The following is a 22,111-nucleotide window of genomic DNA, read 5'->3' as shown; positions in this document are numbered from 1 at the left end:
GCCGCATCGCCGTTGCCGGAAGGCATGTCCGGCCTGTACCGGTATCGCCCCGATGCGCGGCGCCGGTCATCGCCGGCGGTGTGGACTTCAGGTGTCCTGCTCGGGCGACTCGATCAGCTGGGCCAGGTCGGCCGCGGCGCGGCGCATGGCCGGCTCGCAGGCGCGCAGGTCGTCGATGTTCTTGCGCAGCGTCGGCGCGTGCACGTACAGGAACGCATAGCTGCGGCCCTGGGCGTCCTTGATCGGCACCGACACGGCTACCATGCCGGCGATGAATTCCTCGTCGTCGATGCCCAGCTCGGTGCGCTCGATGCTGTGCACCGCCGCCTCCAGCGCCGCCGGGTCGGTGATCGTGCGATGGGTCATGCGCTGCAGCGGCAGGTGGGCGATGATGCGCGCGCGCCGCGGGTTGGGGATCGTGCTCAGGTAGAGCTTGCCGCTGGCCGTGCACCACACCGGCGAATGCATGCCGACCGGCAGGTGGATCTGCAGCGGCCAGTTGCTCTGCACGCGGTCGTAATAGACCATCTCCACGCCGTCGGCCAGGGAGATGCCGCAGGTCTCGTCGACCTCGGCCGAGAGCCGGCGCAGGATCGCCTGGCGCAGCGCCTTGTGGCGGCTGGTGTAGAGCACGCCGCGGGCCACGGTGACCAGGCGCTCGCCGGGGACCACCTGGCCGCGCATGTCCGCCTGCAGGTAGCCGTCTGCCTGCAGCTGCTGCAGCAGGCGGTGCACGGTCGGCTTGGGGATGTCCAGCTGGAAGGCGATGTCGGCGGGGGACGGCGGCCGCGGCGAGGCCGCGACCATTTCCACGATTTCCATCACCCGTTCGATGGCCGAGCCCTTGGTGCGCGCGGGGCGCTCTGGCGCTGTCATGGTCGCGCTCGCCGGAGAAGGAAGGTGCATGCAGTCTAGCCGGCGGCGGGGGCGAGGCGTTCCAGGTCCAGGTGCTCGCCGTCCACGCGCAGCACCGAGCCCTGCGCGTACCAGTCGCCGAGCACCACCCGCGTGCAGTCGCGCCCGCCGGCCTGCAGCGCGTGCAGCGCCGGGCGGTGGGTGTGGCCGTGGATCATGCGGTCCACGCCGTAGCGCACGAAGGTGGCTTCCACCTCGGCCGGCGCCACGTCGGTGATGGTCTCGAACTGGCCGCGGTCGGCCTGCTTCATCTCGCTCTGGCGGGAGGCGCTGGCCTGGCGTGCCTGCTGGGCGATGGCCAGGCGCTCGGCGATCGGCCGGGCCAGGAACTGGGCGATGAAGCGCGGATCGCGGGTCTGTGCGCGGAACGCCTGGTAGGCGGTGTCGTCGGTGCACAGCTGGTCGCCGTGGGTGATCAGCGTGGGATGGCCGTACAGCTCGATCACGGTCGGATCGGGCAGCAGGCGCATGCCGGCGCGGGCGGCGTAGTCGCGCCCGAGCAGGAAGTCGCGGTTGCCGTGCATGAAGTACACCGGCACGCCGGTGTCGGCCAGGGCATGCAGCCCGTCGGCCACCGCGTCGGCGGTGGGCGAGGGCGCATCGTCGCCGATCCACGCCTCGAACAGGTCGCCGAGGATGTACAGCGCGTCGGCCTGGCGTGCCTGGTCCTGCAGGAAGCGCAGGAACAGCGCGGTGATGGCCGGGCGGACGGGGTCCAGGTGCAGGTCGGAGATGAACAGGGTCGTCATGCGCCCATTGTAGTGGGCATGGCGGCCCGGCTCAGCCGGCCAGCCAGACCGAGGCGCCGGCGAGCACCGCGCCGATGGCGGTGGCGGCCAGCACGTCGCTGGGGTAGTGCAGCCCCAGCACCACGCGCGACACGCCCACGCAGGCGGTGAACGGCAGCAGCAGCGGCGCCAGTGCCGGGTAGTGGGCCAGCGCCACGCCGGTGAAGGCGACCGCGTGCAGGGTGTGCCCGGAGGGGAAGCTGAACTCGTCCAGCGGCGCCACCCAGGCGCGGATGTGGCCGTCGGCGGCGAACGGGCGCGGGCGCCGGGTATGGCGCTTGAGGGCCTTGTACAGCAGCAGCGCGGCCACGCCGGTGGCGGCCATGTGGGCGCCGGCGCGCAGCCCGTCCAGGCCGTCGGCCAGCACCAGCACGCCCATCAGCGCATACCAGAAGGCGCCGTCGCCGAGCCGGCTGACGAGGGCGAAGAAGCGCCGCACCGCCGGGCGGCCGCAACAGCGGTTGGCGCGCCGGCACCAGGCGTGTTCGCGGCGCAGCAGGGCTTCAAGCGGCGTGGACGACATGGCGGTTCTCCGGGGGCAGGGCAAGGCCGGACAGCAGGCGGTCGAAGTCGGCCGCCACCTGTTGCGGATGCAGGTGGCGCATGGCCAGGCTGGCGGCGTGGCCCATCGCCCGGCGCAGGGCGTCGTCGTCGGCCAGGCGTTCGGCCGCATCGACGAAGCCGGCCTCGTCCGCGACCACCGTGCCGCCGCCGCTGCCGCGCAGGTGCTCGCGCGCGGCGCCGTAGTCGAAGGCGACGGTGGGCACGCCGCTGGCCATGGCCTCCAGGGTGACGTTGCCGAAGGTCTCGCTGCGGCTGGGGAACAGGAACAGGTCGGCGCTGGCGAAATGGCGCGCCAGCGCCTCGCCGCGCTGGATGCCGCAGAAGATGAAATCCGGGTTGGCCCGGGCCAGGGCCTCGCGCTGCGGGCCGTCGCCGACCCAGACGAAGCGCGCCTTCGGCCGCCGTCGCTGCAGCTGGCGGAAGGCCTGCACGGCCAGCGCGAGGTTCTTCTCCGCGGCGATGCGGCCGACGTGGACCACCACCAGGCCCTCGCCCTCGACGCCCCACTGCGCGCGCAGCGCCGGATCGCGCCGCTGCGGGCTGAACAGGGCCGCATCCACCGCGCGGCGCAGCAGCACCACCCGCCGGAAGCCGAGGCCGGCCAGCTCCTGGCGCAGCTCGGCGGTGGGCACCAGCGTGGCATCGGCCTGGTTGTGGACCCGGCGCATCCACGACAGCGCCGCCGCGCGCAGCCAGGGCACGCCGTAGTCGCCCATGTATTCGTCGAAGCGGGTGTGGAAGCCGGTCGCCACCGGGATGGCCAGGCGCCGCGCCGCGCGCACCGCCGACCAGCCCAGCGGGCCCTCGGTAGCCACGTACACCGCATCGGGACGGTGGCGGTGCCAGTGCAGCAGCAGGCGGCGGGTGGCCGGCAGGCCGAACTGCAGGCCCGGATAGCGCGGCAGCCCGGCCCCGCGCACCAGCAGCTCGTCCGCCCGGGCGGACAGATCGGCGTGGCCGGGACGCACCAGCTCGACGCGGTGGCCGCGCCCGCGCAGGCCCTGCTCCAGGCCCTGCACGGTCAGGGCGACGCCGTTGATCTGCGGCGGATAGGTTTCGGTGACGATCGCGTAGCGCATGGTCCACCCCGGCCGTTGCGGCTAGGGCGGAGGGTGCGCGGCGGCGGTGGCAGGGATGTGTCGGTTCGGCGGCGCCCGCGTGACAGGCCGGGCGCGGCGCGAGGATCGCGGCCTCAGGCCACGAACGGCTCGAAGTTGATGCCCAGGCTGGCCATGCCCTCGATCTCGGCCACCAGGTCGGCGCGCAGCAGCGGGCGTTCCTCCAGCCACGCCCGCGAGAGCAGCAGCTTGAACGTGTTGCCCTCGGCCGAGGCTTCCAGGGTCGGGATCGGGTCGGACTCGTGGGCGCGGTGCAGCAGCACCGACAGCCGCAGCAGCGCGGCCAGGCGCCGCGCCACCGGCTGCACGCGCTCGGCCAGCGCCTCGAACGCGCCCTTGGGCACGCTGCGCCGGTGGGTGCGCACCAGCGCGGCCAGCAGCAGCTGTTCCTGGCGCGAGAAGCCGGCGATGTCCGAGTTGGCCAGGATGTAGCTGCCGTGCACGTGGTAGCCGGTATGGGCGATGGCCAGCCCGACCTCGTGCAGGCGCGCGGCCCAGTCAAGCATGCGCGCCTCGTCCTCGCCCAGTTCCCAGGCCTGGGCGACCTGGGCGAACAGCTGCAGCGCGGTGCCGGCCACGCGCTCGGCCTGGTTCTCGTCCACGCCGTAGCGGCGCACCAGCGCCGCCACCGAGGCGTCGCGCGGGTCGTTGTCGCCGGCGCGGCCGAGCATGTCGTAGAGGATGCCTTCGCGCATGGCCGCCTTGCTGACCAGCAGCCGGTCCAGCTTGAGTGCCTGGAAGGCCGCCTCCAGCACCAGGATGCCGCCGGCGATGATCGGGCGGCGGTCGGCCGACAGGCCCGGCAGCTGGATGGTGTCGATGGTCTTGGCCTTGAGCAGCTCGTCGCGCAGCTTCGGCAGCGCCTCGGCCGTGATCGCGCCCTTGGTCAGCTTCATCGCCGCGCAGATCTCGCCGATGGCCTTGTGCGTGCCCGACGAGCCGACCGCCTCGTTCCAGCCGATGGCGCGGTACTGGGCGGCGAACTGGCGGAACTCGGTGCCGATCTCGGTCAGTGCCTGCTTCCAGCGGCGCTTGCTCAGCTTGCCGCCGGGGAAGAAGCGGCGCGTGCTGGCGATGCAGCCGGCCTGCAGGCTCTCGCGCTCCAGGGTCTGGAAGCCGCGGCCGATGATGAACTCGGTCGAGCCGCCGCCGATGTCGATGACCAGGCGCCGCTGCCCCGGCTTGGGCGGCTGGGCGTGGGCCACGCCCAGGTAGATCAGGCGGGCCTCCTCGCGGCCGGACACCACTTCGATGGCGTGGCCCAACGCGGCCTCGGCCGGCACCAGGAAGCGCTGCGGCGAGCGCAGCTGGCGCACCGTGTTGGTGGCCAGGGCGCGTACCCGCCGCGGCGGGATCTCGCGGATGCGCTGGCCGAAGCGCGCCAGGCAGTCCAGCGCGCGCTGGCACGCTTCGTCGGACAGCCCGCCCTTGCCATCCAGGCCGTCGGCCAGGCGCACGGTCTCGCGCAGGCGGTCCACCACCCGCAACTGGCCCATCAGGTTGCGGGCGATGACCATGTGGAAGCTGTTGGACCCCAGGTCGATGGCGGCCAGGAGGTCGCCGTCCTGCAGGGGGGGAACGGTGAGGGCGGAATGCGGCATGGCGGCATGGTAGCCGATGCCCGCCGCCGGCACGGCGGGCAGCGGCGGCGGCCTCAGGGCTGCAGCGCTTCCAGCAGGGTGGCCTGGGCCGAGTGCGGCGCCTGCCCGGGCGCCGGCACCTGCTTGCGGTACTGGCCGTCGGCGCCCAGCTCCCAGGCGTTGAGGTTGTCGCGCAGGTAGTTGTCCAGCGCCTCGCGGTAGATGCGCTGCTGCAGGCGCGGATCCAGGATTGGGAAGCAGGTCTCCACGCGCCGCAGCAGGTTGCGCTCCAGCCAGTCGGCGCTGGCGCAGTACATCTCCGCCTCGCCGTCGTTGCCGAACCAGTACACCCGGCTGTGCTCCAGGAAGCGGCCGACGACCGAGCGCACGCGGATGTTCTCCGACACCCCGGGCACGCCCGGGCGCAGGGTGCAGGCGCCGCGCACGATCAGGTCGATCTGCACGCCGGCCTGCGAGGCGGTGTACAGGGCGCGGATCACGTTCGGTTCGTTGAGCGCGTTCATCTTGGCGATGATCCGGCCCGGGCGCCCGGCCTTGGCGTGCGCGGTCTCGCGCTCGATGCGCTTGAGCACGCCGGCGTGCAGCGTGAACGGGGATTGCAGCAGGCGCTTGAGCTTGACCCGGGCGGTCAGCCCGGAGAGCTGCTGGAACAGCAGGTGCACGTCGTTGCCGATCTCCGCATCGGCGGTCATCAGGCCCAGGTCCGTGTACAGGCGCGCGGTGCCGCTGTGGTAGTTGCCGGTGCCCAGGTGCACGTAGCGGCGCAGCTTGCGGCCCTCGCGGCGCACCACCAGCAGCATCTTGGCGTGGGTCTTGAAGCCGACCACGCCGTAGACCACCTGCACCCCGGCCTCCTGCAGGCGGTCGGCCAGGCCGAGGTTGGCCTCCTCGTCGAAGCGCGCCAGCAGCTCGACCACCACGGTCACGTCCTTGCCGTTGCGCGCGGCCTGGATCAGCGCATCGACGATCGCCGAGTCCTTGCCGGTACGGTACAGGGTCTGCTTGATCGCCAGCACCTGCGGGTCCACCGCCGCCTGGCGGATCATGTCCAGCACCGCGGTGAAGGCATCGAAGGGGTGGTGCAGCAGCACGTCGTGCTTGGCGAGGATGTCGAAGATGTTGTCGGCATCGTGCAGCGTGCGCGGGATGAACGGCGGGTACTTCAGTTCCGGGCGCTGCACCAGGTCGTAGAGCTGGACCACGCGGCTGAGATTGACGGGCCCGTCGATCGGGTAGACCGCGTTGTCGGGCAGGCCGAAGTTCTGCAGCAGGGTGCGGATGATCGGCTTGGGGCAGTCGCTGGCGATCTCCAGGCGCACCGCCGGCCGGTAGCCGCGGTCGACCAGCTCGTCGCGCAGCGCCAGGGCCAGGTTCTCCACCTCGTCCTCGTCCACCACCAGCTCGGAATTGCGGGTGACGCGGAACTGGTAGGCGCCCTTGACCTGCATGCCGGGGAACAGCTCGTCCACGAAGTAGGACAGCACCGAGGACAGGAACACGAAGTCCTGCCCGTCCGACAGCGAGGCGGGCAGCTGGATGATGCGCGGCAGCGAGCGCGGCGCGCGCACGATCGCCAGGTGGCCGCTGCGGCCGTAGGCGTCGGTGCCTTCCAGCATCACCACCACGTTCAGCGACTTGTTGAGGATGCGCGGGAACGGATGCGCCGGGTCCAGGCCGAGCGGGGACAGCACCGGCATGATCTCGTTGCGGAAGTAGGCGCGCAGCCAGCGCTTCTGCCGCGCGTTCCAGGAGTTGCGGCCGAGCACGCCGATCCCGGCCTCGGCCAGGGCCGGGCGCAGCACCTGGTTCCAGCAGTGGTACTGCTGGGCCACCAGGTCGGCGGCGCGGTCGTGCACCGCCACCAGGATGGCCTGCGGGCTCATCCCGTCCGGGGCCGGCGGCAGGCCGAAGTCCTGGGCGTGGCGCACGGTGGCCGCGCGGATCTCGAAGAATTCGTCCAGGTTGGTGCAGGAGATGCACAGGAAGCGCAGCCGCTCCAGCAGCGGCACGGTCTCGTCCAGCGCCTGCGCCAGCACCCGGAAGTTGAAGTCCAGCTGCGACAGTTCCCGGTTCAGGTACAGCGACGGGTCGCGCAACGGGTCTGACACCGGCGGAGCGGGGACGGGGAGGGCGGCCTTGGCGCGGTTCATGGGGCGATCCTGCAATGGGCGGAAAGGGGCGGCACGGGGCTAGGCGGGATCATGCGCCGCCCCAGGTGTTTCCCCGGTGGATTCGCGCGCGATCACCCGGGCCGGGCCGAAATGGCAGGAGAACACGCTGCCCTTGCCGACCTCGCTGCGGATCTCCAGCCGGGCCTGGTGGCGGCCGAGCACGTGCTTGACGATGGACAGGCCCAGCCCGGTGCCGCCGCTCTCGCGCGAGCGGCTGCTGGAGACGCGGTAGAAGCGCTCGGTCAGCCGCGGGATGTGGCTGGCCGGGATGCCGTAGCCGGTGTCGACCACCTCCATCGCCACGCCGTCGCCCTCGCGGGCGAAGCGCACTTTCACCGTGCCGCCGGCGGGGGTGTAGCGCACCGCGTTGACCACCAGGTTGGAGAAGGCGCTGTGCAGCTCCTTGCCCGAACCGAGCAGGTCGCAGCCGGCCGCGTCGTCGATCTCGATGGTATGCCGGCCCTGGCTGTGGGCCTCGGCCTCGCGGCGCAGCGTGGCCAGCATCGGCCGCATCGCCACCGGCTCGTCCGGCGCGGCCTGCTCCTGCGATTCCAGCCGCGACAGGGTGAGCAGGTCCTCCACCAGCTGGGTCATGCGCTGGGACTGCTTGCGCATCTCCAGCAGCATCGGCGCCAGCTCCGGGTAGTCCTCCGGGTCGAGCATGTCCAGGTAGCCGTGGACCACGGTCAGCGGGGTGCGCAGCTCGTGCGAGACGTTGGCGACGAAATCGCGCCGTACCTGCTCCAGGTGCAGCAGCTTGCTCACGTCGCGGGCGGTCAGCAGCCAGTAGTCGTCCGAATACGGGATCAGGCGCAGGTTCAGGCGCAGCTCCGGGTCCACCGGCGAGGGCGCATCCAGCATCGGCTCGGCGTTGCGCCCGGCGGCGAGCCAGTGCGCCAGCGGCAGCGGCTGCAGGCGCTCGACCACCGGCGCGTCCAGGTCGGCCGGGTGGTGCAGGCCGAGCAGGGTGGTGGCCGCGTCGTTGAACCACTGGATGCGCTGGGTGGTGCGGTCGACCACCACCACCGCGTCGGGCAGGGCGGCGGCGGCGGCGCTGTAGGCGCGCAGCATGGCCAGCAGGCGGCGCTTGCGCGAGCGCATCTCGACCTGGCCGCGGTAGAGCAGCCGGTCCAGTTCGTCCCAGACCCCGTCGCCGTCGGGCGGGGCGGCGCGGCGGCGGTCGGTCAGCCGGCGCAGCACGCGCCCCAGGTGCCAGGCATTCCAGCCCAGCGCGGCCAGCGCGGCCAGCGCCAGCGCCATCCAGCCATGGCCGAAGGATGCCCCCGCCAGGGTCGCGGCGAGCAGGCCCAGGGCCAGCAGGCACAGGGAACGGAACCAGGCGGGGCGCAGCAGTTCGGGCATCGGGGACAAGGTGGGGCCGCGCGCGCGGGCGGGCAAGCCGGCGGGTCAGGCCGCCGCGGAGAAACGGTAGCCGGCGCCGCGCACGGTCTGCACCATGTCCTGCGCGCCGAACGGTTCGAGGGTCTTGCGCAGGCGGCGGATGTGCACGTCCACGGTGCGCTCCTCCACGTACACGCTGCCGCCCCAGACGTGGTCCAGCAGCTGGGTGCGCGAATACACCCGCTCGGCGTGGGTGAGGAAGAAGTGCAGCAGGCGGTACTCGGTGGGGCCGATCGGCACCGGCGCATCGCCGACGAACACGCGGTGGGCGGCGCCGTCGATGCGGATCGGCCCGACCGCGATGCTGCCGTCCTCGTCGTCCTCGCGCGAACGGCGCATCACCGCGCGGATGCGCGCCAGCAGCTCGCGCGCCGAGAACGGCTTGACCACGTAGTCGTCCACGCCGGCCTCGAGCCCGCCGACGCGGTCGTTCTCCTCGCCGCGGGCGGTCAGCATGATGATCGGCACGTCGCGGGTCAGCTCGTCGCGGCGCCAGCGCCGGGCCAGCTCCAGGCCGCTGGTGCCGGGCAGCATCCAGTCCAGCAGGATCAGGTCGGGCACCTTGTCGACGATGGCGCTCTGCGCCTCGCGCGCATCGCCGGCATGGACCGGCTGGAAGTCGCCCTTGCGCAGGGCGAAGGCGACCATGTCGCGGATCGCGGGTTCGTCGTCGACGATGAGGATGCGCTTCTGCACAGGAGCGTTCCTGAAGGAGGGGCCAAAGCAGTAAACGACGATCGGGTGACCGTTTCGTGACAATTGTGACGGACGCGGGCGCCGCCGTCCTCCCGGTCGGCCGGCCAGGCATCCCCGCCCCTGTCACTTTGGGCACATGACCGCCGCGGCGGGCCGTGGTGCAGTGCGTGGTTACCGTTCCATGACAGGATTGTCCGATGCACCGTCCCGCCCGCGTTGTCCTGGCCTCCACCCTGGCGCTGTGCTGCGCCACCGCCCTTGCCGCCGTTCCCAGGGACGGCGTGCCCGGCGGCCGCCTGCCGCAGTGGGCCGTGCCCGAGCACTATGCGCTGGCCCTCAAGATCGATCCGGACCAGGCTGATTTCAGCGGCAGCGTGAAGATCCGCGTGCGCCTGACCGAGGCCGCGGACCACCTGTGGCTGCACGGCAAGGCGCTCGAGGTCTCGGCCACGCGGGTGGTCCCGGCCCGGGGCAAGGCGTTCGCCGCCACCTGGCACCAGGCCGACGCCCAGGCCGGCGTGGCCCGCATCGACTTCGGCCGCGTCCTGGAACCGCAGGCACTGACGCTGGAGATCGCCTACAGCGCGCCGCTGAACCAGCAGCTGCAGGGGCTGTACAAGGTCGACTACCAGGGTCGCGCCTACGCGATGACGCAGATGGAGCCGATCAGCGCGCGCTACGCCTTTCCCGGCTTCGACGAGCCGGGGTTCAAGGCGCCGTTCGCGCTCAGCCTGACCGTGCCGCAGGCCGAGCAGGCGCTGGCCAACACCGCCGAGGTGTCCAGCACCCCGGCCGGCAAGGGCTGGAAGACCGTCACCTTCGCCGAGACCCGGCCGCTGCCGACCTACCTGCTGGCCTACGCGGTGGGTCCGTGGGACGTGGTCGACGGCCCGGCGATCGCGCCCGACGCCGAGCGCGCCAAGCCGGTGCCGCTGCGCGGGGTGGCCGCCCGGGGGCAGGGCCCGCGCATGCAGCGCGCGCTGGAACAGACCCCGGAGATCATCCATTACCTGGAGGACTACTACGGCTTCGGCTACCCGTTCGGCAAGCTCGACCTGGTCGCCGCGCCGGATTTCTCCGCCGGCGCGATGGAGAACCCGGGCTTCGTCACCTTCCGCGACTGGCTGCTGCTGCTGGACGAGCACTCGCCCACCCGCAACGTGCAGGGTTCGTTCAACGTCACCGCGCACGAGCTGGCCCACCAGTGGACCGGCGACACGGTGACCATGGCCTGGTGGGACGACCTGTGGCTCAACGAGGCCTTCGCCACCTGGATGCAGCAGAAGGTGACGATGGCGCTGCGCCCGCAGTTCCGCGCCGACCTGGACCGGGTGGCCAGCGCCCAGCGCACGATGAATGCCGACAGCCTGGTCAGCGCGCGCAAGATCCGCCAGCCGATCACCGGCAACGGCGACATCGAGACCGCCTTCGACGGCATCACCTACCAGAAGGGCGCGGCGGTGCTGGGCATGTTCGAGCACTTCGTCGGGCCGGACACCTTCCGCGCCGGCATGCGCCGGTACATCCAGGCGCACAGGTTCGGCAACGCCACCGCCTACGACCTGATCGGCGCCATCGCCGATGCCGCCGGCAAGGGCGAGGACTTCAGGCACGCCTTCGCCAGCTTCATCGAGCAGCCCGGCGTGCTCTACCTGCAGGCGCAGCTGGCCGGCGCGCCCGGCGGCTATTCGCTGCAGTTCACCCAGCAGCGCTACTTGCCGGTCGGTTCGACCGGGTCGGCGGCGCAGACCTGGGGCGTGCCGGTGTGCGTGAAGTACGGCGTGGCCGGCGGCAGCCGCAGCGCCTGCGGCCTGGTCGATGCGGCCAGCGGGAGCATCGCGCTGCCCGGCGCGGGCGCCGACAGCTGGGTGCTGCCCAATGCCGGCGGCACCGGCTACTACCGCTTCAGCCTGCCCAGGGCGCAGCTGGACCGGCTCGGCCAGCACATCGGCGATCTGGACGAGGCCGAGCAGCTGGCCTACGCCGATGCGATCGACGCTGCCTTCGCCCGCGGCGACGCCGATGCCGCCGACGTGCTGGCCGGCCTGCGCCGGCTGGCCGGCTCGCCCTCGGCGCAGGTGTCCACCGCGCTGCTGGAGCGCTTCGCCTGGCTGTGGGCCTACCTGGCCGACACCGACGCCCGGCGCGACGCGTTGCGCCAGGCCGCCCGCGACGCCTACCTGCCGCGGCTGCGCCAGCTCGGCTACGTCGCCCGCGCCGGCGAATCGCAGGACGATGCCACCCTGCGCTCGGACCTGGTCGGCCTGCTCGGCACACGGCTGGAGGTGCCGGAGGTGAAGCAGGCGCTGCTCGCCTACGGCGATGCGGTGCTGGCCGGCAAGGACGGTGCGCCCGATTTCGCCGCCGTGCCGCCGGACCTGCTCGGCAACGCCCTGATCGCGGTGGTGCGCGAACGCGGCGAGCCGGCGGTCGACACCCTGGTCGCGGCGCTGAAGCAGGCCGGCGATCCGGTGCAGCGCAATGCGCTGATCGCCGGGCTGTCCTTCACCCGCGACCCGGCGCAGCTGGCACGCGTGCGCGAACTGGCGCTGAGCCCGGACATCAAGGTCGGCGAGATGTTCTCGCTGCTCTTGCCCGGCGCTACCGATCCGGCCGTGCGCGATTCGTTCTGGCCGTGGTTCACCGCCAACTACGAGCGCATCGTCGCGCGCACCGGCGCGTTCTCCGCCGGCGGCCTGCCGCGCCTGCCGGCGTCCGGCGGCTGCTCGGTGGCCGAGGCCGATCGCCTGGATGCTTTCTTCAAGCCGAAGCTGGCCACGCTGACCGGCGCCGCGCGCGGCCTGGCCCAGGCCGGCGAATCGCTGCGCCTGTGCGCGGCCCTGAAGGACGCGCAGGACCCGGCGGCGATCGCGCGCTGACGGCCGGGCGCCGGGCGGCCACAACCGCCCGGCGTGGCCGCCTGCAATGGCCGGCCACGCCGGGCCGTTGCGGCATCATGGCGGCCCGACCCGCTCCCGGTGCTGCCATGCCCGATCCCGCGACCGATGCCGCCGACGCCGTGCTGCACGGCACCGGCTTCGTCCTGCGCCCGTGGCGGGCCGGCGACCTGGACGCCCTGGTCCGCCACGCCGACGACGCGCAGGTGGCGCGCGGCCTCGGCGCGCGTTTCCCGGTGCCGTACACCCGCGCCGACGGCGCGGCCTTCCTCGCCGGCCACGTGGTCGAGGGCGACGGCCTGCAGCGGGCCATCGAGATCGACGGCGAAGCCTGCGGCGGCATCGGCCTGCGCCCCGGCCGCGGCGAGCGCCGCTGCGGCGCCTCGCTCGGCTACTGGCTCGGCCGCGCGCACTGGAACCGCGGGGTGATGCGCGCGGTGGTGGCGGCCTACGCGCCCTGGGCGATGCGGCAATTGCGGCTGGCGCGGCTGGAGGCCACCGTTTTCGACGACAATCCCGCCTCCGCGCGCGTGCTGCTGGCCAACGGCTTCGTCGAGGAAGGACGCATGCGCTGCGCAGTCGTGGATCGCCACGGCGATCTGCACGACCTGCGCCTGTTCGCGCGCATCGAAGAACCCACCGGAGTCTGGTCCCATGAATGATCCCCGCGGCCCGTGGCGGCAGCGCCCGCCCCAGCCCGGCCCGTCGGCCGCGCGTCCACGCCGCGAACCGGCCGCCGCTGCCGGCGATGCGCCGGCGCCACGCCCCGAGCGAGCGCCGGAACTGCGCCTGTATGGCCTCAATGCCGTGCGCGCGGCCTTCGAACGGCGGCCGCGGGCGCTGCGCAAGCTGTACCTGGACGAGCGCCGCATGGGCGAGCTCAAGGCGCTGCTGGCGTGGTGCGTGGCCCAGCGCATCGGCTACCGCGTGGTCGGCGAGGACGACCTGCGCAAGCTCGCCGGCAGCGACCGCCACGAGGGCGTGGTCGCCGACGTGCTGCGCCCGGAGCCGCTGCCGCTGGAGGAATGGCTGGCCGGCCTGCGCCCCGGCCCGGCGCTGGCGATCTGGCTGGACGGCGTCGGCAACCCGCACAATCTCGGCGCGATCCTGCGCTCGGCCGCACATTTCGGCGCGGCCGGCCTCCTGTTGCCGGCCGGTTCGGCGCTGGCGCTGTCCGGCGCGGCCGCGCGCGTGGCCGAGGGCGGCGCGGAGGCGGTGCCGCTGGTGCAGCTGCCGAAGCCGGCGCTGGCCGACGAGCACCTGCACGAGGCCGGCTTCGTCCTCGCCGCGACGCTGGTGCACGGCGGTGCCGACCTGTTCGCCACCCGGCTGCCGCCGCGGCTGGTCTACGTGATGGGCGCCGAAGGCGCGGGCATGGACCGCGGCTTCGCCGACGCCTGCGACCTGCGCCTGTCCATTCCCGGCAGCGGCGCGGTGGAAAGCCTCAACGTCGCCGCGGCCACGGCGGTGCTGCTGGCGTCGTGGTGGCACCAGCAGCCGCCTGGCACGTCAGCGCAGCGCTAGCTTCGCGATAACGCCCACGCTGCTCGCGCAGACGCCGTGCAAGCGCCGAAGCCGGAGAGGCATGCCGGACTTCGTGGGCGCCGGCGAGCCCTGCTGACCCTCCCGGGGCAGGCATAGGGCCGAATCCTCAACGGCATGGCGCCGTTGTGTCGGCTTGCCGATCTCCGTTACCGTTTGCGCATGGAAGAGGAAGCATGCATGCAGATCGACATCATGCGCCCGCTGGCCGTGGCCGGCTTGGTGCTGGAGCCGCAGACGCGGGAGCATGCAGCGGCGATGTTCGAGGCGTTGAGCGATCCGGCGATCTACGAGTTCGAGAACGAACCACCCGAATCGGAGCGCGAGCTGTTTGACCGCTTTGCATGGCTGGAGCGACGGAGTTCGCCCGATGGCCGGCAGCGCTGGCTCAATTGGGTGATCCGGCTGCCCGAGGGGTACCTGGCCGGCTACGTCCAGGCCACGGTGCTCCCGGACTCCTGTGCGTTGCTGGCCTATGAAATCAACAGCCGCTACTGGAGACGCGGCATCGCTACCGCGGCGGTCTCGGCGATGATGATCGAGCTGGCGGCCCGTTTTGGCGTCCATACCCATGTCGCCGTGCTCAAGGCGGCCAATTATCGTTCGCAGGGCTTGTTGCGGCGGCTGGAGTTCGTCGAAGCCACGCCCGAGCAGCGGCACCGCTACGGGGGTGAGGCGGACGAACGGGTCATGGTCCGCCCGGCCCGTGAACGACGGCCCCGATCCTGACGCATCAGCGAAGGCGAACGAGGCACATGCACACAGGCGCCATTGCCGATACAGGACATCACGGGTCCGGCGGCAATGACGCCTTGATTCGGCTGCCGAACCCGCCTTCGGTCTGCGCGGCCAGCCAGGCGAACACGGCGTAGGCGGCGACGTTCTGCGCCAGGTCCTCCGGGTCGATCTTGTCGAGGGTGTCGTCGGCGTTGTGGTGCAGGTCGAAATACCGGGTGGCGTCGTGGCCGAGCCAGGCCCAGGCCATGCCCTGGCGGGCCATCGGGCCGATGTCCGATTCCGGATCGCCCTGGCCGGGCATCGGCGCGATGCCGAGCGGGCGCAGCGCCCCGGCGATCCGGGCGACCGCTTCCTGCGAGCTTTCCCATGCGCTGGTGTCGAAGCCGTAGATGCGGCCGGCACCGAGGTCGCTCTCGGCGGCGATCACGTGGCGGGCGATCTCGCCGGCGTGGGCCTGGGCATAGGCGCGCCCGCCCCACAGGCCCTGTTCCTCGTTGGCGAAGGCGACCACGCGCAGCGTGCGGGCCGGCTTGAGCGGCTTGAGCAGGCGCGCGGCGGCCATCGAGATGCCGATGCCGGCCGCGTCGTCGATGGCGCCGGTGCCCAGGTCCCAGGAGTCCAGGTGCCCGCCCATCAGCACGATCTCCCGGGGCCGGCGGCTGCCGGTGATCTCGCCGATCACGTTGTACGAGGTCGCCTCGCCGTTCCAGCCGCAGTCCAGCGCCAGGCGGATGCGGGTCGGGCCGAGCGCGGCCAGCCGGGCCAGCTGGTCGGCATCCGGGGCCGACAGCGCGGCCGCCGGGATCGGCGCCAGGCCCTCGTCGAAACGGGTGATGCCGGTGTGCGGCACGCGGTGCGCGTCGGTGCCGGCCGAGCGCATCACGAAGGCGACGGCGCCCTTGCGGATGGCCTCGGACGGGCCGCGGCCGCGGATGCCGCTGCCGTTGGCGTAGTCGCCGCCGTCCCGGCGCGGCTGCATGCGGTAGTCGAGGAAGGCGATCTTGCCGGCCAGCGATCCGGCCGGCGCGGCCTGCAGCGCGGCCAGGTCGGCAAAACGCACCACCTCGGCCTCGACCGTGCCGCCGGGGCTGCCGCCCAGCGCGGTGACGACCAGCGGCTGGGCGTGGGCGCCGAGCACCTCGGCCTTCTCGCCGCGGCGCTCCCACTTCGGGAAGGTGACCGGCTCGGTCCACACCTTGTCGAAGCCCAGTTCCTTGAACTTGGCCACTGCCCAGGCCACCGCGCGCGCATCGGCCTCGCTGCCGGCCAGGCGCGGGCCGACCTCGGTGGTCAGCGACTCGGTGACCTGCCAGCCGGTGGCATCGGCCAGCGCCTGGGTGCGCAGCGCGTCCACTTCGGCCAGCGCCGCGGCGGGGATGCGCGCCGCGGCGGCGAAGGCGGGCGTGACCGGCAGCGACAGCAGGACGGCGGCGGCAAGCGTGGCAAGGCTATGCATGGAAGGCTCCGTGTTGGGGGAAGGATCAGCGGGGCGTGCGACGGGCTCTGCCAGGGACTCGCCTTGGCTGTCCCCGCACGGGATGCACGGGTCTTGGCGAGGGACTGGCGTTTGCGGCCACCGCACAAGCATGCAGGTTCCGGCGGGGCCGCGCACTCGGTCCTCGTGCCGGGATATACGAGCGCCGGCGCGAGCCCCGCATTCCGGGGCCCGGAACCGGGGCATGCGGCCTCCGGCGAGGGATGCGCATTCCCGGTCCCCGTACAGGCGTGCGGGCTCTTGCCCGGGACTTGCCTTCCGAGGTTCCGCATCGAGATGCGCGGCGCTTGCGAGGATGCGCACAAAGACGCCGCGCGCCTGGCGGCGGCTTCCGGGGATGCGCGACGGAAGCCGCAGGTTCCGGCGGGTCCGCGCACATGGTCCTCGTGCCGGGATGTACGAGCGCCGGTGCGAGGCCCGCGTTCCGGGGCCCGGAACCGGGGCATGCGGCCTCCGGCGAGGGATGCGCATTCCCGGTCCCCGTACAGGCATGCGGGCTCTTGCACGGGACTTGCCTTCCGAGTCCCCGCACAGGAAACGCGGCGCTTGCGAGGGCGCGCACAAAAAAGCCGCGCGCCTGGCGGCGCGCGGCTTCCAGGAGGCGCGACGGAAGCCGGGCTTCCGTCCTCGACCCGGGCCTATTTCTTCAGCGAGTCGCGGATATCGCGCAGCAGCAGCACTTCCTCCGAGGGTGCGGCCGGGGCGGCGGGGGCCTTCTTGTGCAGCGTGTTGATCAGCTTGACCACCAGGAAGATGGCGAAGGCGATGATGACGAACTGGATGACGGTGTTGATGAAGTCGCCGTAGCCGATCACCACGGCCGGGATCTCCTTGCCGTCGGCGCCGGTCTCGGCCGGCTTGAGGGTCCAGGCCAGCTTGGAGAAGTCGATGCCGCCGACCAGCCAGCCGATCGGCGGCATGATGATCTTGTCCACCAGCGCGGTGACGATCTTGCCGAACGCGCCGCCGATCACGACACCGACCGCCAGATCGATGACGTTGCCGCGCATGGCGAATTCCTTGAACTCGCTCAACATGCCCATGGGGAAGCTCCTTGTGAGGTGAGGGGGCGGCACCGCGGTGCCGTGGGCGACAGCCTAGCCGAGCCGGCGTCAGCCGGAAATGACGCCGTGCAGGGTGGCCACCCCGTCCAGGCGCGCCTCGAAGCGGTCGCCGCGCTGCAGCGGACCGACGCCCGCCGGCGTGCCCATGAACACCAGGTCGCCGGCCTTGAGCGCGAACAGCCGCGACAGCTCGTGCAGGATCTCCGGCACGTTCCAGATCAGCTGGTCCAGGAGCGAGCGCTGGCGCACCTGGCCGTTGACGGCCAGCGACAGCTCCAGCGTGTCCAGGTCGGCCACCGCGGCGGCGGGCACCAGCGTGCTGATCGGCGCGGAATGGTCGAACGCCTTGCCGGTATCCCACGGCAGGCCCTTGGCCTTGGCCGCGGCCTGCAGGTCGCGCCGGGTCAGGTCCAGGCCCACGCCGTAGCCGTACACCAGGGACATGGCCTCGGCCACCGGCAGCACGCCGGGCGGGGCATCCTTGCCCAGCGCCACCACCAGCTCCACCTCGTGGTGCAGCTCGCCGGTGGCAGAAGGATAGGGCACGTCGGCATCGCCGCTTACCAGGGCGTCGGCCGGCTTGAGGAAGAACACCGGCGTGCCGCGCTCGGCGCGCGAGGCCGGGGCGCTGGCGCCCATCTCGCGGGCATGGTCGGCGAAGTTGCGGCCGACGCAATAGATGCGGTGCACGGGGAAACTGCCGCCGCCGGCGACCGGCACGCGGACCGGGGACGGGGCAGGGATCACGTCGCTCATTAGATTGGACTCCCGGGGAAAACCCGCGGGAGTCTAGCAGCGCGGTGCGGTGGCCGGATCAGGGCAGGTGCGGCAGGGCCGGCTTGCGTACGATCTCGTACTCGGCATCGACCACGCGCGGGTCGACCGGCGCACTCGGGCGCCTGCGGTATTGACTGAACAGCTTCCATGCCACGCCGACCAGGATCATCGCAGCCCCGACGAACACGCCCACGAACACCATCACCGCCAGGATCGCCAGGCCGAGCAGGCCGGCGGCCAGCCGCACCAGCGGGTGCCGCGGCTTGCGCGGTTCCAGCAGGGGGCCGAAGCGGTTGAAGTGGAAGCGGATGGACATCGGCAGATCTGTGTAAACGCCTTCAGGGCGGTGTCCGGGAGTATCGCGGCGATATCGGCGCATTGCGTGAAAATTTCGTTAGAAACGAAATAAGCGATTGTATTTGAAATGAATTTCGTGGAAGCGGCGATTTGCCGCGGCGTCGGTGCCACAATCCGGGGTTTGCCGCGATGGGTCCGCCATGGCTTCGCACGTCCCGCTGGTGCCGTTGTCCGAACTCGCGCCGGATACCCTGATGGAAGTCCAGGCGCCGCTGCCGGACGGAATCGAATCGTTGCTGCTGTGGCGCGATGCGGACGGCCGCGTGCAGGCCTTCCTCAATGCCTGCCCGCACGCCGGGCGGCGCCTGGACTGGGCGCCGGGACAGTTCCTGCGCAGCCGCGAGGGCCTGCTGGTATGCGCGGTGCACGGGGCCAGCTTCGCGTTGGAGGACGGACACTGCGTGGCCGGGCCCTGCCGCGGCCAGGGCCTGGTCCGGGTGCCGGTGCAGGTGCGCGACGGGGCCGTATGGCTGGACCGGGCGGCCCAGGCGCCGTCGTCCTCTTGAGGCCCCCCGGCCCCGACTCCGGCGTAGCCATCGCCGCATCCTGCCGCTCTATCTTGATGGACATGTAGATAGGCACGCAGCCGGTATGGAAGCCGGGATCGCGAATAGCCGATGCCGGCCGCGGCGGGCGCCCGGGCCGCGACAGCCGGGTGCCGCCCAGGGCGGGCGGCTCGGGCAGTGACGGCAGGATGCGGTCGGGGGTGAGCGGCTCGGTCCGCGACGGCCGGGGTGCCGGCCAGGGCGGGAAGCTCGGGCAGTGACGGCAGGATGCCGGTCGGGAGTGAGCGGCTCGGGCCGCGACGACCGGTGCAGGTCTGGGCGTGGCTCGGTCAGAGACAGCGGGAAGCCGACCGGGGCGAGCGAGCCGGCCCTGCGAGCTAAGGGCCTACCCGCCGCGCCTGGGGTTCGACATGCGCCTCGTCCGCCACTTCCGTGTCCCCCCGCCGCACAACAGTGCCAGCGCCTTGCCGGTCCGGCGCGCATGGCACGGGCCGTGGTCCGGGAATCACCCGGGCATGGTGTCGCCAGGACGGCGGCACGCCACCGCCCGGCACCGGCCGGATGCCGCTGCCACGGAACCTGCCTACGCGCCGTGCCCGGCGACCCAGGCCATCAGGTTGATCATGGCCACCACGACGACGGTGTAGACCAGGCACAGCGGCCCGCCCACCCGCCACAGTTCGCGCGAGGTGTAGTCGGCCGGGCCGGTGACCATGGAGATCACCGGGTTGGAGGAGGTCATCAGGTTGTTGGAGGCCGACAGCGCCACGATCAGCGCGAACGAGGTCGGGTTGCCGCCGGCCGCCAGCGCCAGGTTGACGGCGATGGGCACCATCACGATGGTCGCCCCGACGTGGCTGATCACCAGCGAGAAGGCGGTGGTGAGCAGCGCCAGGGCGATCTCGATGGCCCACACCGGCACGCCCTGCGGCAACTGGTCGACGGTGTGCCCGGCGACCCAGGCCGCCGCCCCCGAGCTGTCCATCGCCCAGCCCAGCGGGATCAGCCCGGCCATCATGAAGACCGTGCGCCAGCCGATGGCGGCGTAGGCCTCGTCCATGCGCAGCACGCCGGTCAGCAGCATGCCGGCCACCCCGGTCATCAGGGTCAGCGGCACCGATAGCTTGGAGGTCAGGGCGATGGCGATGGTCACCGCGAAGATCGCCATGGCGATCTTGAACTTGTGCGGGCGCTGCTCGCCCTTGGGGAAATCGGTGACCGGGACGAAATCGCGGTCCCGGGCCGCCTGCGCCAGGTCGCTCCAGATGCTGTGCACCACCAGTAGGTCGCCGGCGCGCAGCGGCACCTTGCGCACGTCGTCGCGGATCACCTGCTTGTCGCGGTTGATCGCCAGCAGGCTGATGCCGTGCTGCTTGCGCAGGCGCAGCTCGGCCGCGCTCTTGCCGATCCAGCGCGAATTGGGCGGCACCAGCACCTCGCAGATGCCGGCGCGGGCCGGGTTGAACAGGTCGCCCAGCTGCTTCAGCCGCGAGGACAGCCGCAGGAACTGGTTCTGGGCGAAGTCGGCCACCTGCCGGCGCGGGCCCATCACCCCGAGCACGCTGCCCACCCAGATGCGCATGTCCGAGGGCGGCGCCAGGCGCGTGTCGGTCCCGGTCTTGAGCGCCAGCATCAGCGGTGCGTCGTACAGGGTCTCGGCCTCGCCCAGGGTCATGCCGACCAGCGGGCTCTCGGCGGTGACGTCGAGCTCGAACACGTCGCCCTCGATGCCGTAGGCCTGGGCGAAGTAGCTCTCGGTGCGCGCCGGCGTGGCCCCGCCGTTGACCCGGGTCTCCTCCTCCTGCAGGCGGCGGGTGCCGTGGAAGCGGAAGTACAGCAGCGAGGCCAGCAGCAGCGCCACGCCGATCGGCAGCGGCGCGAACATGCCCAGCGGCGCGATGCTGGCCGCGCCGGAGGGCAGGCTGTTGTTGGCCGAGGCGAGCAGGTCGTTGAGCAGGATCAGCGGCGAGTTGCCGACCATGGTCAGCGCGCCGCCCATCACGATCGCCGCGGCGATCGGCAGCAGCAGGCGCTGCAGGGTCAGGCCGGTGCGCGCCACCAGCCGCGAGGCCACCGGCAGGTACAGCGCCATCACCGACGGGTTCTGCATGAACGAGGAGTTCAGGCCGGCCACGCCGCAGGTCCACAGCAGCAGGCGCTGCTCGCTGCCGCGCGCGCGCCGCAGCAGCCAGCCGGCCAGGCGGTTGAGCGCGCCGGTGCGTTCCAGCCCGGCACCGAGGATGGTGGTGGCGATGATGCTGATGACCGCGCCGGAGGAGAAGCCGCCGAAGATCTCCTCCGGGGCGACCAGGCCGCTGATGCCCAGCACCACCAGCACCACCAGCGCCACCACGTCGGCGCGGATGCGCTCGAACAGGAACATCGCCATGGTGAAGCCGACCAGCCCGAGGACGAGCTTCATGTCGTTGGTCAGCGTCAGCGTGGTGTCCATCGCGGCCGGTGGCAGGGATTCGGGAATGGAGGGGCGGGGGGCGGACGCGGGAACCGGGCGCGCGTCAGCCGGGCGGCGGCGTGTCCGGGCCCGGTGCCGGTGCCGCGGTGCGGTCGTACAGCAGGTCCCAGACGCCGTGCCCGAGCTTCTGCCCGCGCGTCTCGAAATGGGTCTGCGGGCGCCAGTCCGGGCGCGGCACGTGGCCGCGCGGGCCGGCGCGGTTGGCCAGGCCGGCGGTGGCGTCGAGCACGTCCCACATCTGCTCGGCATAGTCCTGCCAGTCGGTGGCGCAGTGCAGGCGCCCGCCGGGGCGCAGCTTGCGCACCAGCAGCGCGGCGAACGCGGGCTGGACCAGGCGGCGCTTGTTGTGGCGCTTCTTGTGCCAGGGATCGGGGAAATAGATGCGCACCTCGTCCAGCGCGGCATCGGCGATCTCGTGCTCGAGTACCTCCACCGCATCGTGGTGGTAGAGGCGCACGTTGCCGGTGCCGTCCTCGGCCAGGGCATTGAGCAGGCGGCCGACGCCGGGCGCGTGCACCTCGATGCCGACGTAGTCGCGCGCCGGGTCCTGGCGCGCGGCGAAGCGCAGCGCCTCGCCGTTGCCGAAGCCGATCTCCAGCACCTTGGGCGCGTTCCGGCCGAAGGTGGCGTCCAGGTCGCGCGGCCGGGCGGCGTAGTCCAGGCCGAAGCGCGGCCAGCGCTCGTCGAAGGCGCGCTGCTGGGCCGGGGTGAAGCGGCCCTGGCGCAGCACGAAGCTGCGCACGCGGCGCACGCCTTCCTCCAGGGTGAAGGGCTTGGGCGGCGTCTTGGCGCCGGGGCTGGTGAACGGATCGGTCATGCGGCGGGCGGGGTGCCGGGCGGAGCCGGGCAGGGCAGGGAAACGGCGGCGATTATCGCCGATCCGGCGTGACGGGACCGCCGCGGCGATCGCGCGGCACGACGGCGCGCACGTTTGCGCGATGCAGCGTGAACCGGCGGGGGCGGGGTGGAACCATGCGCGCATTGCCGCGCCGTCCGGCGCGGTCTTCG

Annotated in this window: 19 protein-coding genes; 5 read left to right on the top strand and 14 right to left on the bottom strand. The window is 72.3% G+C overall.

Features of this window, described 5'->3' with window-relative positions; genetic code table 11:
* Positions 1-87 precede the first annotated feature (87 nt).
* From BN3794_RS11970 to phoB, 8 genes are all read right to left on the bottom strand, one after another.
* Complete coding sequence (locus BN3794_RS11970) at positions 88-876, bottom strand: IclR family transcriptional regulator (RefSeq protein ID WP_066097551.1); 789 nt, start codon at positions 874-876, stop codon at positions 88-90.
* 35 nt (positions 877-911) lie between these two features.
* The gene (lpxH, locus tag BN3794_RS11965; protein ID WP_066097549.1) at positions 912-1,664 is read right to left on the bottom strand and encodes a UDP-2,3-diacylglucosamine diphosphatase; all 753 of its coding nucleotides are present in this window, start codon (positions 1,662-1,664) and stop codon (positions 912-914) included.
* A 31-nt stretch (positions 1,665-1,695) separates the two neighbouring features.
* A complete protein-coding gene (locus BN3794_RS11960; protein WP_066097547.1) occupies positions 1,696-2,226 on the bottom strand; it encodes a phosphatase PAP2 family protein in 531 nt (176 codons plus the stop codon).
* Entirely contained in the window at positions 2,207-3,346 is a 1,140-nt protein-coding gene (locus BN3794_RS11955) for a glycosyltransferase family 4 protein (RefSeq protein ID WP_066097545.1), read from the bottom strand. Before BN3794_RS11955 ends, BN3794_RS11960 begins: the two co-directional genes overlap by 20 nt.
* 113 nt (positions 3,347-3,459) lie before the next feature.
* Entirely contained in the window at positions 3,460-4,986 is a 1,527-nt protein-coding gene (gene ppx, locus BN3794_RS11950) for an exopolyphosphatase (RefSeq protein ID WP_066098841.1), read from the bottom strand.
* Positions 4,987-5,039: 53 nt separating this feature from the next.
* Positions 5,040-7,136, bottom strand: a complete 2,097-nt coding sequence (gene ppk1 / locus BN3794_RS11945; protein ID WP_066097543.1) for a polyphosphate kinase 1 — start codon at positions 7,134-7,136, stop codon at positions 5,040-5,042.
* Positions 7,137-7,175: 39 nt separating this feature from the next.
* Positions 7,176-8,519, bottom strand: coding sequence for a phosphate regulon sensor histidine kinase PhoR (gene phoR / locus BN3794_RS11940; protein ID WP_066097541.1), 1,344 nt, complete (start codon positions 8,517-8,519; stop codon positions 7,176-7,178).
* A 45-nt stretch (positions 8,520-8,564) separates the two neighbouring features.
* The gene (gene phoB, locus BN3794_RS11935; protein ID WP_066097539.1) at positions 8,565-9,254 is read right to left on the bottom strand and encodes a phosphate regulon transcriptional regulator PhoB; all 690 of its coding nucleotides are present in this window, start codon (positions 9,252-9,254) and stop codon (positions 8,565-8,567) included.
* 197 nt (positions 9,255-9,451) lie between these two features.
* On the opposite strand from phoB, the gene BN3794_RS11930 reads away from it, so the two are divergent.
* From BN3794_RS11930 to BN3794_RS11915, 4 genes are all read left to right on the top strand, one after another.
* Positions 9,452-12,133 (top strand): M1 family metallopeptidase, encoded by a 2,682-nt coding sequence (locus BN3794_RS11930; RefSeq protein ID WP_066097537.1) that lies wholly within the window; start codon positions 9,452-9,454, stop codon positions 12,131-12,133.
* A gap of 107 nt (positions 12,134-12,240) precedes the next feature.
* Positions 12,241-12,813 carry a GNAT family N-acetyltransferase gene (locus BN3794_RS11925; RefSeq protein WP_066097535.1) on the top strand — a complete coding sequence of 191 codons (573 nt, stop codon included), beginning with the start codon at positions 12,241-12,243 and terminating at the stop codon, positions 12,811-12,813.
* Positions 12,806-13,675, top strand: a complete 870-nt coding sequence (locus tag BN3794_RS11920; protein ID WP_066097532.1) for a TrmH family RNA methyltransferase — start codon at positions 12,806-12,808, stop codon at positions 13,673-13,675. Before BN3794_RS11925 ends, BN3794_RS11920 begins: the two co-directional genes overlap by 8 nt.
* Positions 13,676-13,873: 198 nt before the next feature.
* Positions 13,874-14,422 (top strand): GNAT family N-acetyltransferase, encoded by a 549-nt coding sequence (locus tag BN3794_RS11915; protein ID WP_160330920.1) that lies wholly within the window; start codon positions 13,874-13,876, stop codon positions 14,420-14,422.
* A 58-nt stretch (positions 14,423-14,480) separates the two neighbouring features.
* On the opposite strand, the gene BN3794_RS11910 is transcribed toward BN3794_RS11915, so the two are convergent.
* The 4 genes from BN3794_RS11910 to BN3794_RS11895 all read right to left on the bottom strand — a co-directional run bounded on the left by BN3794_RS11910 (position 14,481) and on the right by BN3794_RS11895 (position 18,089).
* The gene (locus BN3794_RS11910) at positions 14,481-15,887 is read right to left on the bottom strand and encodes a M28 family peptidase (protein ID WP_066097527.1); all 1,407 of its coding nucleotides are present in this window, start codon (positions 15,885-15,887) and stop codon (positions 14,481-14,483) included.
* A 677-nt stretch (positions 15,888-16,564) separates the two neighbouring features.
* A complete protein-coding gene (gene mscL, locus BN3794_RS11905) occupies positions 16,565-16,969 on the bottom strand; it encodes a large-conductance mechanosensitive channel protein MscL (protein ID WP_066097525.1) in 405 nt (134 codons plus the stop codon).
* A 69-nt stretch (positions 16,970-17,038) separates the two neighbouring features.
* On the bottom strand, positions 17,039-17,746 hold the full coding sequence (locus BN3794_RS11900; protein WP_066097523.1) for a fumarylacetoacetate hydrolase family protein: 708 nt from the start codon (positions 17,744-17,746) through the stop codon (positions 17,039-17,041).
* Between the two features lie 58 nt (positions 17,747-17,804).
* The gene (locus BN3794_RS11895) at positions 17,805-18,089 is read right to left on the bottom strand and encodes a hypothetical protein (RefSeq protein ID WP_425476725.1); all 285 of its coding nucleotides are present in this window, start codon (positions 18,087-18,089) and stop codon (positions 17,805-17,807) included.
* Between the two features lie 229 nt (positions 18,090-18,318).
* Between BN3794_RS11895 and BN3794_RS11890 the strand changes: the two genes are divergently transcribed.
* Positions 18,319-18,630: a Rieske (2Fe-2S) protein gene (locus BN3794_RS11890; RefSeq protein WP_236493284.1), complete on the top strand. Its 312-nt coding sequence runs from the start codon at positions 18,319-18,321 to the stop codon at positions 18,628-18,630.
* Positions 18,631-19,213: 583 nt separating this feature from the next.
* Here the strand turns inward: BN3794_RS11890 and BN3794_RS11885 are convergent.
* Together BN3794_RS11885 and trmB are read right to left on the bottom strand one after the other, a co-directional pair.
* Positions 19,214-21,082 carry an SLC13 family permease gene (locus BN3794_RS11885; RefSeq protein WP_066097520.1) on the bottom strand — a complete coding sequence of 623 codons (1,869 nt, stop codon included), beginning with the start codon at positions 21,080-21,082 and terminating at the stop codon, positions 19,214-19,216.
* 64 nt (positions 21,083-21,146) lie between these two features.
* Complete coding sequence (gene trmB / locus BN3794_RS11880) at positions 21,147-21,920, bottom strand: tRNA (guanosine(46)-N7)-methyltransferase TrmB (protein WP_066097519.1); 774 nt, start codon at positions 21,918-21,920, stop codon at positions 21,147-21,149.
* Positions 21,921-22,111 lie beyond the last annotated feature (191 nt).

This window comes from Xanthomonas massiliensis (genome assembly GCF_900018785.1).
In the GTDB taxonomy this organism is placed as follows: Bacteria; Pseudomonadota; Gammaproteobacteria; order Xanthomonadales; family Xanthomonadaceae; genus Xanthomonas_B; species Xanthomonas_B massiliensis.
This window is presented reverse-complemented; position numbering and strand designations above follow the sequence as displayed.